Source organism: Streptomyces bugieae, from assembly GCF_036352915.1.
In the GTDB taxonomy this organism is placed as follows: Bacteria; Actinomycetota; Actinomycetes; order Streptomycetales; family Streptomycetaceae; genus Streptomyces; species Streptomyces endophytica.
This window is the reverse complement of the sequence record NZ_JAZBJP010000005.1, coordinates 11944-26017: the sequence shown is the minus strand read 5'-3', so window position 1 is coordinate 26017 and position 14074 is coordinate 11944. Positions and strand designations below refer to the sequence as shown.

The window sequence follows — 14074 nt, the reverse complement described above, 5'->3', positions numbered from 1 at the left end:
GGGTGGAGCAGCGGCGTGGTGCAGTGGAACGGAGGGTGCAGTAAGCGCTTTCTATCGTGGCATCGTGGGGGACGCCAGCCTGCGCGGCGGACAGCCGACAAGGGGTGGGACGTGAACGGGCCGGACGGGAACGGGTGGGACATGACGGGGTGGGACGTGAGCGGAACCGGAACCGGAACCGGGGCGGGAACGGGAAGCGCGGCCGGGGCCTCGGGGAGCGCGCGATGACGGTGACGCTGGCGGACGTGGCGGCCCGCGCGGGGGTTTCGGCGGCGACCGTCTCGCGGGTGCTGAACGGCAACTACCCGGTCGCGGCGGGCACCCGCGGCCGGGTGCTGCGGGCCGTCGAGGAGCTGGAGTACGTCGTCAACGGCCCGGCGAGCGCGCTGGCGGCGGCCAGTTCGGACCTGGTGGGCATCCTGGTGAACGACATCGCCGACCCGTTCTTCGGGATCCTCGCCGGTGCGGTCCAGACGGAGCTGAGCGGGGCGTCCGGTCCCGGTGGCGAGAAGCTGGCCGTGGTCTGCAATACGGGTGGCTCGCCCGAGCGGGAACTGACCTATCTCACGCTCCTGCAGCGGCAGCGGGCGGCGGGCGTCGTCCTGACCGGCAGCGCCTCGGAGGACCCGGCGCACGCGAGGGCGCTGGCGGCCGGGCTGGCGCGGCTGTCCGGGGCGGGCACCCGGGTGGTGCTCTGCGGGCGCCCCGTCCAAGAGGCGGGCGCGGAACCGGAATCGGGGGTGGAACCGGAATCGCGGGCGCCGCTCACCGCCCTGGCGTTCGACAACCGGGGCGGCGCGCAGCGGCTGACCGGGCATCTGATCGCGCTCGGGCACCGCCGGATCGGTTGTGTGGCGGGACCGGCCGGCCGCACCACCACCGCGGAACGGCTGGCGGGCCACCGGGCGGCGCTGGCCGCGCACGGCATCGAGGACCCGCCGCGGCGCGTCGTGCACGGCGCCTACGACCGCGGCTCCGGGTACGACGCCGCGGTGGAACTGCTGCGCCGGGACAGCGAGTTGACGGCCGTCGTGGCGGCCAACGACACCGCCGCGCTGGGGGTGTGTGCGGCACTGCGGGACCGGGGGCTGCGGGTCCCCGAGGACGTGTCGGTCGCCGGTTTCGACGATCTGCCGTTCAGTGCGGACGCGGCGCCCGCGCTGACGACCGTGCGACTGCCGCTGGCGGAGGCCGGAGCGCGGGCCGGCCGGCTGGTGACGGGGCGCGAGGAGCGGCCGCCGGGCGGGCTGGCGACGCTGCCGGCGGAATTGATGGTGCGCGGATCGACCTCGGTTCGTTATCCTTGACTCAGTCAATGGTGAGGTGGTCGACGATGACAACCCAAGCACCCTCCGAGCCCCGGTCCGGCAGCGGGCCGGATGGCTCCGCCGCGGCGTCCGATCCCGCCGCCGACGTCCGTGAACTGCGCAGATTCAACCGCTTCTACACCAACCTGATCGGCGCGCTCGACTACGGCCGGCACCTTTACACCCCGTTCACCCTCACCGAGGCGCGGGTGCTCTACGAACTCGTCCACCAGGAGCGGGTGGACGCGGCGGACCTGCGCGCCTCGCTGTCCCTGGACGCCGGCTATCTCAGCCGGCTGCTCGGCAAGTTCGAGGAACGGGAGCTGATCAGCCGCGGCAGGTCCGAGCGGGACCCGCGCCGCCAGCGGATCACGCTCACCGGGGGCGGCCGGGAAGCGGCCGCCCTGCTGGAGGAGCGCTCCCAGGAGGCCGCGGGCTCGCTGCTGCGGCACCTTCCGGCGGCGGACCGGGCCCGCCTGACGGACGCGATGCGGACCATCCGCGCCCTGCTCGGCGACGACCCGGCGGCCACCGGCGAGGCACCTCCCGCCTCCTCCCCCGCGGTCACCCTGCGCACCACCCGCCCCGGCGACCTCGGCTGGATGGTCGAGCGGAACGCCGCGCTCTACGCCGCCGAGTACGGCTTCGACCTGAGCTACGAGGCGCTGGTGGCCCGCATAGTCGCGGAGTACGCCGAGGGCTTCGACCCGCGGTGGGACCGCACCTGGACGGCCGAGCTGGACGGTGCGCGGGCCGGCGCGGTGATGTGCGTACGGGACGGCCGCCCGGGCGTGGCCCGGTTGCGGCTGCTGCTGGTGGAGCCGAGCGCGCGGGGCCATGGCATAGGAGGGCAACTCGTCGACGCCTGTGTCGATTTCGCGCGGGACGCCGGGTACGAGGAGATGGTGCTGTGGACGAATTCCGTCCTCGGCGCGGCCCGCCGGATCTATCAGCGGGCCGGCTTCGAGCTGGTCTCGGAGACACCGCACCACAGCTTCGGGCAGGACCTGGTCGGCCAGGACTGGCGGCTGTCACTGCGCGGGGCGGGCACGTAGGGACGCCACGTAAGAGGAGGAGCGCGGGCATGACCGGAACGGACGGCACGAAGGGCACGGGCGGCGACGGCGGTCCGGGCGGCGGCACCCCGGCCGGCGGTCCGGGCCGGGCGGCGGCACCCCCCCTGCGACTGGCGTTCTCCACACTCGGGGTGCCGGGCATGCCGGTCGCCGACGTGGTGCGGCTGGCCGCCGGGGCCGGCTATCAGGGGGTGGAGCTGCGGGCCCATCCGGAGGAGCCGGTGCATCCGCTGATCGGGGCGCGGGAGCGGGCAGCGGTGCGCGCGGAGTTCGCGGCGGCCGGGGTGGAGATCCTGGCCGTCGCCGGGTACGCCCGGGTCGCGACCGAGCGGGACGCGGCGGGTGAGGAGGAGCTGGCGCAGGAGCTGTCCGAGCTGGTGCTGCTCGCCGCGGATCTGGGGGCGCCGTATGTGCGGGTGTTCCCCGGCGGCGGGGAGCGGCCGGCGGACGGGGCGGACGCGGACGCCGCCCGGCGGCTGGCCGCGGTGGCGCCGCTCGCGGCCGAGCGGGGCGTCCGGGTGCTGCTGGAGACCCATGACTCGCACGGCACGGGCGCGGCCGCCGCGCGGGTGCTGGGCCTGGTGGGGCACCGCAGCGTCGGCGCGCTGTGGGACGTGCTGCACACCTGGCGCGGTGGTGAGCGGCCCGCCGACACCCGGGCGGCGCTCGCTCCGTATCTGGGGTATGTGCAGGTCAAGGACGTGGTGTCGGCCGCGGATCCCCGTCCGGTGCCGCTCGGCGCGGGCGCCCTGCCGCTGGCGTCCGCGCTGGCCGCACTCGGGCCGGAGCCGGCGGCGGCGCACGGCCCGGTGCCCGCGCCGGAGGGCGGTTACGGCCTGGGGACGGGCGGCTGGCTGTGCTGGGAGTACGAGAAGCGCTGGTTCCCGGAGGCGCCCGAGCTGCCCGGGTTGCTGGCCGCGGGCCGGGACCATCTGCGGCAGGTGCTCGACGGGGTGGCGGCCGGTGCCTCCGCAGCGGGTGACGCCGCCGCGGTCCCTCCCACACCCCCGGCCGGCGTGCAAGAGGAGGGCGGCACCCCCGACCGGAGTGATTGACCGACAATAGTTTTCCGGCTATCCGTGTCTCCTTGGAAGTTTCCTTCAACGAGTCCTGTACCAGGTCGAGGAAGCCCTCCGGAAGGAGCGCGGATGCACTCCAGACGTACCGTTCTGACCACCGCGGCCGGTGCCGTCGCCGCCTGCGCGGCGGGGGCCGGGCCCGCCGTGGCGGCGCCCGTCACCGGCCGCCGGCCCGCCCCCGATGCCGCCGCCCGGGACCGGCTGCGCCGCCTGATCGCCCGGATGACCCCGGAGGAGAAGGTCGGCCAGCTGTTCGTGATGCGGGTCTACGGCCACTCGGCGACCGACCCCGACCCGGCCGACGTGGCCGCCAACCAGAAGGAGATCGGGGTCGCCAACGCGGCGGAGCTGATCGCGAAGTACCACGTCGGCGGCATCATCTACTTCGGCTGGGCGCACAACACCCGGGAGCCGCACCAGATCGCCGAGCTGTCCAACGGCATCCAGAAGGCCGCGGCCGCTCTGCGCGTGCCCGTACCGGTGTTGATCTCCACGGACCAGGAGCACGGCATAGTGGCCCGGGTCGGCGCGCCCGCGACGCTGTTCCCCGGCGCGATGGCGCTCGGCGCCGGCGGCTCCCGCGACGACGCCCGGACGGCGGGCCGGATCGCCGGGCAGGAGCTGGCCGCCATGGGCATCCGGCAGGACTACGCGCCGGACGCGGACGTGAACGTCAACCCGGCCAACCCGGTCATCGGCGTACGGTCCTTCGGCGCCGATCCGCAGGCGGTGGCCCGTATGGTCGGCGGGCAGGTGAGGGGCTATCAGGACGGCGGGGTGGCCGCCTGCGCCAAGCACTTCCCCGGGCACGGCGACACCGATACCGACAGCCATGTGGGGCTGCCGTACATCCACCACACCGCCGAGGAGTGGGAGCGGCTGGACGCGCCGCCGTTCAAGGCCGCGATCGCCGCGGGGATCGATTCGATCATGACGGCGCACATCGTCGTGCCGGCCTTCGACGCGAGCGAGGACCCGGCGACGCTGTCCCGGCCGATCCTCACCGGTCTGCTGCGCGAACGCCTCGGCTACGACGGGGTGGTGGTGACGGACTCGCTGGGCATGGAGGGCGTACGCAAGAAGTACGGCGACGCCCGGGTGCCGGTCCTCGCGCTCAAGGCGGGCGTGGACCAGTTGCTGAACCCGCCGGACCTGTCGGTGGCGCACGGCGCCGTCCTCAAGGCGCTCCGGGACGGGGAACTGTCCGAGCACGACCTCGACGCGAAGCTGCTGCGAATCCTGCTGCTGAAGCAGCGGCGGGGGCTGTTCGACGACCCGTACACCACCCAGGGCGCGGTGGACCGGGTCGTCGGGACGCGGGGCCATCTGGCGGCCGCGGACCGGATCGCGGACCGTACGACGACGCTGCTGCGCAATGACGCCGGGGTGCTGCCGCTGTCCCGCCGGCGGGAGCGGCGGGTGCTGGTGGTGGGCGTCGACGCGGCCGCGCCGTCCGGCACCGGCGGTCCGCCCACCACGGTCCTGGCGCGGGCCCTGGACGAGCAGGGCTTCACGGCCACCGCGCGGTCCACGGGCATGTCGCCGACGTCCGCGCAGATCGACGAAGCGGTGGCGGCGCTGGCCGAGCGGGACGCGGTGGTGGTGGCCACGTACAACGTGACCGCCGACTCGCCGCAGCGCAAGCTGGTCGAGGCGCTGCTGGCCACCGGGAAGCCGGTGGTGCAGCTGGCGGTGCGCAATCCCTACGACATCGCGCAGCTGGACGGGGTCAAGGCGGCGCTGGCGAGCTATTCGTGGACGGATGTGGAGCTGCGGGCGGCGGCCCGGGTGATCGCCGGGCGGCGGGATCCGGTGGGCCGGCTGCCGGTGGCCATAATGCGCGCCGACGTCCCGGACAAGGCGCTGTTCCAGATCGGGGACGGCCTGTCGTACTGAGCCGGTACGGGTGCGGCGCGCTCCCCGTGGTCGCGGGGAGCGCGCCGGCCCGTCGGTCCGTCAGCCGGAGCCGGTCCGCCCGTCAGGGGCGGAGCATCGGCATCCGGCGGTTCTCCTGCTTGTCGAGCTTCTTGTCGGGGTGGGCCAGCGGAGCCGGGGTGGTGCCCGCGGGCGCCGGGACACCGGCCCAGGCGAGGAGTTCGGCGGTGGCCTTGGTGCGGTCGGCGTCCTTCAGCTTGGCGATGTTGGAGCCGTGGTTGCCGCCCGGGACGGTGAAGACGTACGCGTCACGGGCGCCCTTGCCGAGCTCGAAGTGCTCCGAACTCCACGGGTCGAACTGGCCGTTGACGAACATCATGCGCCGGGCGTGGTGGCGCACCCAGTGGTCGACGTCGGGCATCGCGCGCTTGTCGAAGCGCATCGGGATGTCCTTCGGCACGAAGGTGCGGGAGTTGTTGATGCCGGGGTACTTCAGCAGGCCGGCCAGGTTCGGGTAGCCGTAGCCGGGTTCACCGAGCTGGGTGCCCGCCTGGTAGTAGTACGGCAGGTAGGGCTCCATGCCCTGGTCGGTGTAGCTGTCGAAGCCGCCGACCTTGTCCATCCACTTCCACAGCTCGTCGGTGGAGACGGTGGGCTTGGGCACCTCGGCGCAGGCGGTCTCGGCGGGCTGGTACTGCCAGAACCCGAACACCAGGTCCGTGACCATGACTTCGTAGGCCCGGTCGGCGCTGCCGGTGTTCGTGAAGGTCTGCTTCTCCTTGTCGGCCCAGTCCTGGAACCGCTTGACCATCTCGCCGCGGCGCAGCAGGGCCTCGCGTTCGATGGCGGCGAGGTCGGCGCGGCACTGAGCGGTGCCGACGTGCTGGAAGAACCGGTCGTAGGCGGAGTCCTCGTCGTTGTTCACGTCGTTGGGCGCGACGTAGGCGACGGTGCCGTTCATGTCGTGCGGGAAGAAGCGGCGGTAGTAGGTGGCGGTCATGCCGCCCTTGCTGCCGCCGGTGGCGATCCAGTTCTTGCCGTAGATGCGGTGCAGCGCCTGGAAGATGCGGTGCTGGTCGGTGGCGGCCTGCCGGATGTCGAGCTTCTTCCAGTCGGTGGGCGTGGGCCGCGACGGGGTGAAGTACCGGTATTCCAGGGAGACCTGGTTGCCGTCGATGATCTTCGTGGGTTCGCTGCGGGACGGCGTGGTGCTGACGTTGTAGCCGGAGGTGAAGAACACCGTCGGGCGGTCCACGGACTTGTGCAGCACGGTCAGCCGCTGCTGGAAGGTCCCCTTGGACGGGTGCTCGTGGTCGATCGGCTGGGTGTAGTTCAGGACGAAGTACCGGTAGCCGTCGACCGGCTTCTCCTCGACGAGGCTCATGCCCGGTATCGCGAGGATCCGGTCCTTGATGTCCTTGGTCTTCGGCTCGGCGGCGGTGGCCGCTCCCGCCGTGGCGCTGCCGGCTGTGGCCGTGCCTATGAGCACGGCGAGCGACAGCAGCCATCTGGTGGCCTTGCGCATGCACCCTCCCCTTGGGATTGCAAAGGTCGGGCTGAACCTATCGGCGCACCGGGGGCACCACCAGCCCCCGGGGTCCGTCCGGGGACCGGCGGCCGGGGCACGGGGCGGCGGGGGCCGGGCCTCGGCGGCCGGGCGCGGCTGCCGGGCCGGGGACGCCGGGCCGGGGGCGCCTCCCGGTCAGGCCACCAGCTCCTCCTCGCCCTCGCCGGTGAAGGTGCGCCACAGCTCGGCGTAGCGGCCGTCGCGGGCGAGGAGTTGGGCGTGGCTGCCGTCCTCGGCGATCCGGCCGCGGTCGAGGACCACGACCCGGTCGGCGCGGGCGGCGGTGGTCAGGCGGTGGGCCACGACCAGGGTGGTGCGGCGGCCGACGAGGCGGTCGGTGGCCTGGTTGACGACGGCCTCGGTGGCGAGGTCGAGGGCGGCGGTGGCCTCGTCGAGCAACAGCACGTCCGGGTCGACGAGTTCGGCGCGGGCCAGCGCGAGCAGCTGGCGCTGGCCGGCGGAGAGGTTGCGGCCGCGTTCGGCGACCTCGTGGAGGTAGCCGCCCTCCAGGGTGGCGATCATGGCGTGCGCGCCGACGGCGCGGGCGGCGGCCTCGACCTCGGCGTCGGTGGCGTCGGGGCGGCCGTAGGCGATGGCGTCGCGGACCGTGCCGGCGAAGAGGTAGGGCTCCTGGGGGACCACGCCGAGGCGGCGGCGGTAGCCGGTCAGGTCGAGTTCGCGCAGGTCGGTGCCGTCGACGCGGACCGCGCCCGAGGTCGGGTCGTAGAACCGCGCGACCAGCTTGACCAGGGTGGACTTGCCGGCGCCGGTCTCGCCGACGAAGGCCACGGTCTGGCCCGCGGGGACGGTGAGGCTGACCCCGGCCAGCGCGGGGGTGTCGCCCGAGCCGTACCGGAAGTGGACGTCGTCGAAGGTGAGCTCGCCGCGCAGCCCGGGCACCTCGCGGGGGCGTTCGGCGGCGGGGGTGGAGGTCGGCTCGCGCAGCAGCTCCTGGATGCGGCCCAGCGAGACGGAGGCCTGCTGGTAGCCGTCGAAGACCTGGGAGAGCTGCTGGACGGGGGCGAAGAACAGGTCGATGTAGAGCAGGTAGGCGACCAGCGCGCCGGCGGTCAGGGTGTTCGCACTCACCCGGTTCGCGCCGACGATCAGCACCAGCGCCGCCGCGACGGACGACAGCAGCTGCACGAACGGGAAGTAGATCGATATCAGGAACTGGCCGTGGACCCGGGCCCGGCGGTAGGCGTCGCTGCGGGCGGCGAACCGCTCGGCGCCGCTCCGCTCCCGGCGGAACGCCTGGACGATCCGCAGGCCGGCGACGCTCTCCTGGAGGTCGGCGTTGACGGTGCTGATCCGCTCGCGGGCGAGTTCGTACGCCTTGACGCTCTGCTTGCGGAAGAAGTACGTGCCGATGACCAGCGGCGGGAGGGTGGCGAAGACGACCAGCGCCAGCTGGAGGTCGATGGCCAGCAGGGCGACGAGTATGCCGAAGAACGTCAGCATCGAGACCAGGGCGGTGACCAGTCCGGTCTGCAGGAATGTCGACAAGGCGTCAATATCGGTGGTCATCCTGGTCATGATCTTGCCGGTCAGCTCGCGCTCGTAGTAGTCGAGGCCGAGGCGCTGCAGCTGCGCGAAGATCTTGAGGCGGAGCGAGTACAGCACCCGCTCGCCGGTGCGGCCGGTCATGCGGTTGCCGCCGAACTGGGCGGCCCACTGGGCGAGGACCACGACCAGGGCGAGCACCGCGGCCGTCCACACCCCGGCCAGCACCCCGCGGCGGACGCCCTCGTCGATGCCCTGCCGGATCAGGACGGGCAGCAGCAGCCCGGCGACGGCGTCCACGGCGACCAGGGCCAGGGCGACGGCCAGCGGGGCGCCGAAGCCGTGCAGCAGCCGGCGCAGGCCGTAGGAGCGCTCGGGGCCAACGGCCCGGTCCTCGTCGACGTCCGGGGTGTCGGTGGCCGGCGGGAGCGCGGCGACCTGGTCGAGCAGGGTGGGGGTGGCGGGCAGGCCGGCGGTCGCGGCGGCCATGCCGGGTCCGGTGGCGGCCGCCGCGCGGGGCGCCACCCCGGCCGCGCCGGCCTCGGCATCCTGCTCGCGGCGGACCCACAGCTCGGGGGTGATGGTGTCGGCTTGCGCGGTGGTCTCCGGTTCGGCGGCCTGCGGCTCGTCGCTGCCGGGTGCGTATGCGTACTCCAGCAGCCCGCTCGCCGCGAATTCGCCGTCGAAGGCGCCGGCCAGCTCGCCCGCCGGGTCCCGCTCGACGCCGCCCAGCTCCTCCGGGTCGGTCAGCAGCTCGCGGTAGAGCGGACATCGCTCCGCCAGCTCCTCCTGGGTGCCGACGTCGACCAGCCGCCCGCCGTCGAGGACGGCGACCCGGTCGGCGAGCGCCAGGGTGGAGGCGCGGTGCGCGATGAGCAGGGTGGTGCGGCCCGCCATGACGCCGCGCAGCGCCTCGTGGATCTCGTGCTCGACGCGGGCGTCGACGGCTGAGGTGGCGTCGTCGAGGACCAGCAGCCGGGGGTCGGTGAGGATCGCGCGGGCCAGGGCGATGCGCTGCCGCTGGCCGCCGGAGAGGGTCAGTCCCTGCTCCCCGACCTCGGTGTCGTAGCCGCCGGGGAGCTCGGAGATGAAGTCGTCGGCCTGCGCGGCGCGGGCCGCCGCGCGGATCTCGGCGTCGGTGGCGGAAGGGTGGCCGTAGGCGATGTTGTCGCGGATGGAGTCGGAGAACAGGAAGCTGTGCTCGGGGACCAGGCCGATGGCGGCGCGCAGCGAGGCGAGGGTGAGGTCGCGGACGTCGTGCCCGCCGACCAGGACGCGGCCGGCGGAGACGTCGTAGAAGCGGGGCAGCAGCAGCGAGACGGTCGATTTGCCGCTGCCGGACGTGCCGACCACGGCGACCGTCTCGCCGGGCTCGATGCGCAGCGAGAAGCCGTCGAGGACCGGGCGGCTGCCCTCGCCGGTGCCGTAGCCGAAGGTCACGCCGTCGAACTCGACGGTGGCCGGGGCGTCGGCGGGCAGCTCGTGGGCGTCCGGCCGTTCCGTCAGCGCCGGTTCGGTGTCGATCAGCTCGTAGACCCGCTCGACGCCGGCCCGGGCCTGCTGTCCGACGGTCAGCATCATCGCGAGCATCCGGACCGGTCCGACCAGCTGCGCGAGGTAGGTGGAGAAGGCGACGAAGGTGCCGAGGGTGACCTCGCCGCGGGTGGCCATCCAGCCGCCGAGGGCCAGCATCGCGACCTGGCCGAGCGCGGGGACGGCCTGCAGGGCGGGGGTGTAGCGGGCGTTGAGGCGGACCGTGCGCAGCCGGCCGGCGAACAGCCGGCGGCCGGCCTCGCGGAGCTTGCCGGTCTCCTGCTCCTCCTGCCCGAAGCCCTTGACGACCCGGACGCCGGAGACCGCGCCGTCCACGACGCCGGCCACCGCGGCCGCCTGGCTCTGGGCGTACCAGGTGGCGGGGAAGAGCCGGGCGCGGCTGCGCTTGGCGATGAACCACAGGGCGGGCGCGACGGCCAGCGCGATGACCGTGAGCAGCGGGGAGAGCACCGCCATCACGACCAGGGAGATCACGAAGAGCAGGACGTTCCCGATCATCATCGGGAGCATGAACAGCAGGCTCTGGATCAGCTGGAGGTCGCTGGTGGCGCGGCCGACGACCTGGCCGGTGCTCAGCTCGTCCTGACGGCGGCCGTCGAGCCGGGATATCGCGCCGTACATACGGGTGCGCAGGTCGTGCTGGAGGTCCAGGGCGAGGCGTCCGCCGTAGAAGCGGCGGAGATAGGTGAGGACGTAGACGACCACGGCGGCGGCGATCAGCAGGCTCGCCCAGGGGGCGAGGGCCCGCCGGTGGCTGACGATGACGTCGTCGATGATCAGCTTCGGTACGAGCGGGACCAGGGCCATCACGGCCATCCCGGCCAGCGAGGCCCCGAGGGCGAGCAGCACGTCCTTCCGGTACTGCCAGCAGTCCCGGATCAGCCGCCGTGCCCAGCCGGCCCCTGTCGTCTCCGTGTCCGTCCCCGCCACCCGGTGCCTCCCACGCCTCGACGTCTACCGCAAGGCACCAACACCGCCAGGTGTGAATTTCATCCCGCTGCAACAATCCGGTGGTTGCGGACCGGATCGTGCGCCGTGCGATAGACGCCGTGCGCCGGCCGGCCCAGAAGGACCGGCCGGCGCACGGCGTGCTCACGGGGAGCGGGTGATCAGTTCAGCCGCTGCACGGTCAGCTCCGAGATGCCCGGGTGCGGCCGGGGCTTGCCGTCGGCGGCCGGCGTCCGGTCGCCGTGCACCGTGACCCGGACGTACCGGACCGGGCCGTGGCCGGCCGAGCCGGCGTTCGTCCAGTGCGTGCCGTCCCGCGACACCTGGACCAGGGAGGACTTCGGGCGGGCCGAGGTCCAGTGCGGAGTGATCTTGCCGATCCGGGTGGCCCGGCCGAGGTCGACGGTGAGGGTGCCGTCCGCCGCGCCCGGCACCCAGCCCGTGGTGGCGTTGCCGTCCACCGCGCCGACCGCGTACATGCCGGGCTCCTCGGAGGTGGCGGTCGCCGGGGTGCAGCGGGCGGCGTTCGTGGTGGCGGCCAGGTCGGGCCGGCGGGTCTTGAGGACGGCCGGTACGCCGCGGCTGACGATCTGCTCGCCCTGGGGCGACTCGATCCGCATCGGCGCACCCGAGGTCAGCCGCACGGTGGTCTGGTGCGCGCCGATCGCGATGTCGTAGGTCCGTCCCTGCCAGTGCAGACCGCGCAGGGTGACGCCGTCGGCGAGCTGCGGCGGCAGCAGCGGGTCGAGGTGCACCCGGTCCTCGCGCAGCCGCAGCCCGGTCAGACCGTGGGTGAAGGTCTGCAGGAAGCCGCCCTTGCCGGTGAGGAAGTCCTGTGCGGGCCGGCCGGCGTGCGGGTCGTCGGCGCCGGCCTTGTTGCCGCGCGCCTCGGAGAACTGCGCGAACGGGCCGCGCACGAACGGCTTGATGGAGCGGAGCAGGTAGGTGTACGTGGAGCAGCCGGCCTCGCCGATGCCCGCCGCGTCGATGGCGTGCACCGAGTCGGTCATGGCCGGGCCGTCCGGGTCGGTGTGCGCGGCGTAGAAGTCCAGCGTGCGGGCCGCCCGGGCCTGCGACATCGGCCATTCCAGCGGGTACATCAGCAGCACGGTGTCGGCCTGCTTGATGGTGGTGCCCTTGTAGCCGGCGTACTGCTCGAAGACCTTCCGCTTCGCGTCGTAGGGGATGCGCAGCTTGTCGGCGATGGTGTTCCAGGAGGCCGGGGCCTTCTGGCCGAGGACGGCGGCGATCCGGGTGGCGTGGCGCAGCGCGGTGGCGGCGCCGGCGTTGGTGAAGACGCCGTCGTTGACGCCGTTGCTGTACTCGTCGGGCCCGGCGACGTTCTTGATCGAGTAGCTGCCGTCGGCGTTGCGGGTGGCGCGGGAGGCCCAGAACTGGGCGATGCCCTTCAGGACCGGCCAGCCGCGCGAGCGCAGCCAGGCGGTGTCCTTGGTGGCGAGGTAGTACTGCCAGGTGGCGAGGGAGATGTCGCCCATCAGGTGGTTCTGGGTCCTGCAGTGCGGCGGGTCCCAGCTGTGGCACTCGTTCCACAGGTCGCCCTTGCTGCCGCTGGTCCAGGCGTAGAACAGCCCGTCGTAGCCGAGCTTGCGGGCGTTCTCGCGGGCGCCGGCGCGGGTCTTGTAGCGGTAGTCGACGATCGACCGGGCGAGGTCGGGGTGGGTGGCGAGCAGGCCCGGGTACATCCAGGTCTCGGCGTCCCAGAAGATCTCACCGGCGTAGTTGTCGCTGGTCAGGCCGGTGGGGCCGATGCTGTTGCGGCTGCCGGCGCGGACGCTGGACAGCAGGCCGTACTGCGCCGAGCGGACCCAGGTCTGCAGGTCGCGCTGCCCCTTGACCTCGATGTCGCTGCGCCACAACTGCCGCCAGGCGGCGGTGTGCCGGGCGAACAGCTCCTGCCAGCCGCGGCGGGCGGCCCGGCGGGAGGCGGCGTCGGCGGCGGCGCGCGGGTGGTGCGAGGTGAGCGCGGTGTCCACGCCGACGTACTTGGCCAGTTCGTACGAGCGGCCGCCGCGGACCGGGAAGGTCACCTGCTGGCGGTTGCTGAGGGAGGCGGTCCGGCCGGACCGCGGGGCCGTGCCGGGCGCGGTGGCCCGGACGCCGGGGCCGGGTCGCAGGGTGGAGGCCACCGCGCCCTCGGTACGGGTGCCGTCCGTGCGGAAGCCGACGTCCATGGTGCCGCCGGAGGCGTCCGTGGAGGCGGAGGGGGCACCGGAGGCCGACATGCGGCGGGCGCCGCGGCCGTCGAGGGCGTCGGTGACGGTGGCGGCGCCGCTCCAGTGGGGCGTCATGCGCAGCCGTACGGCGCCGGTGTGCGCGTCGGTGCGGTCGGTGAGCACGTCGAAGACCAGGTCGGTGCGGCGCCCGTCGGCGGCCGTCCAGGTCAGCGAGGTGCGGACGAAGCCGCAGCGCAGCGAGAGGGACTGGCGGTAGTGCGAGATCCGGCCGGGTGCGGTGGCCGAGGAGAAGGTGTCGGGGTGGGCGCCGCCGGTGGCGACGTTCAGCGTGGTCCAGGTGGGGAGCGCGGCGATGGCCTGGCGGCCCTGGACGTCCTTGGGGCCCTTGGCGTAGAGCCCGGAGACGAACGAGCCGTCGTAGGCGGGCGTCTTCAGGGGCCACCCGGTCTGGCCGCCGGGGGCCGCGTAGCCGGTGCCGTTGGGCGGGACGCGCTGGCCGAGATAGCCGTTGCCGACGAAGGCGTGGTAGCTGTCCGCCGGGTCGATCTTGTCGGAGGTGGCGGTCCAGCCGTCACCGTCGTGGCCGGTCAGGCAGGGGCCGTGCGGGCCGCCGGCCGGTTCCGGCGACGGCCTGGCCACCGGGGCGGCGGCCGAGGCGGAGACCGGTGCGAGGACCGCGACCAGGGCGGCCGCGAGGAGCGGTGCGAGGGCCCTGCGGGAGCGGTGGCCGGTGCGGCCGGGAGGCGGCCCGAGCGGATCCCGGGACGGCAGGCGGGCGGGGTGACGTGTCGAATCTTCCATGGTTCTCCGTCATCCATGAAGAGCCCGTGCCGCGGGTCGCGCCACGGGCGCCACGTGAACATCATCAGGCCCCCGCCATGGGGGAACCCTAAGCCGACTCCCCCGTTCGGGTCACGGCCTCAAGGGGGACGGATTGCCGCTCGCGTGCGCCAAAGGCCTCCGATTGGTC

At 73.7% G+C, this 14074-nt stretch carries 7 protein-coding genes; 4 read left to right on the top strand and 3 right to left on the bottom strand.

Annotated features, from left to right (window positions below; all coding sequences use genetic code 11):
* Positions 1-224: 224 nt before the first annotated feature.
* The 4 genes from V2J85_RS13205 to V2J85_RS13190 all read left to right on the top strand — a co-directional run bounded on the left by V2J85_RS13205 (position 225) and on the right by V2J85_RS13190 (position 5358).
* Positions 225-1307 carry a LacI family DNA-binding transcriptional regulator gene (locus tag V2J85_RS13205; RefSeq protein ID WP_330821683.1) on the top strand — a complete coding sequence of 361 codons (1083 nt, stop codon included), beginning with the start codon at positions 225-227 and terminating at the stop codon, positions 1305-1307.
* Between the two features lie 26 nt (positions 1308-1333).
* On the top strand, positions 1334-2362 hold the full coding sequence (locus V2J85_RS13200; RefSeq protein ID WP_261951336.1) for a bifunctional helix-turn-helix transcriptional regulator/GNAT family N-acetyltransferase: 1029 nt from the start codon (positions 1334-1336) through the stop codon (positions 2360-2362).
* 125 nt (positions 2363-2487) lie between these two features.
* Positions 2488-3438, top strand: coding sequence for a sugar phosphate isomerase/epimerase family protein (locus V2J85_RS13195; RefSeq protein WP_330821756.1), 951 nt, complete (start codon positions 2488-2490; stop codon positions 3436-3438).
* Between the two features lie 93 nt (positions 3439-3531).
* A complete protein-coding gene (locus V2J85_RS13190; RefSeq protein ID WP_261951335.1) occupies positions 3532-5358 on the top strand; it encodes a glycoside hydrolase family 3 protein in 1827 nt (608 codons plus the stop codon).
* A gap of 82 nt (positions 5359-5440) precedes the next feature.
* On the opposite strand, the gene V2J85_RS13185 is transcribed toward V2J85_RS13190, so the two are convergent.
* The 3 genes from V2J85_RS13185 to V2J85_RS13175 form a co-directional block, all read right to left on the bottom strand.
* On the bottom strand, positions 5441-6862 hold the full coding sequence (locus tag V2J85_RS13185; RefSeq protein WP_261951334.1) for a S28 family serine protease: 1422 nt from the start codon (positions 6860-6862) through the stop codon (positions 5441-5443).
* Positions 6863-7039: 177 nt separating this feature from the next.
* Positions 7040-10891, bottom strand: coding sequence for an ABC transporter ATP-binding protein (locus tag V2J85_RS13180; RefSeq protein WP_330821682.1), 3852 nt, complete (start codon positions 10889-10891; stop codon positions 7040-7042).
* A gap of 179 nt (positions 10892-11070) precedes the next feature.
* Positions 11071-13905, bottom strand: coding sequence for a discoidin domain-containing protein (locus V2J85_RS13175; RefSeq protein WP_330821681.1), 2835 nt, complete (start codon positions 13903-13905; stop codon positions 11071-11073).
* Positions 13906-14074 lie beyond the last annotated feature (169 nt).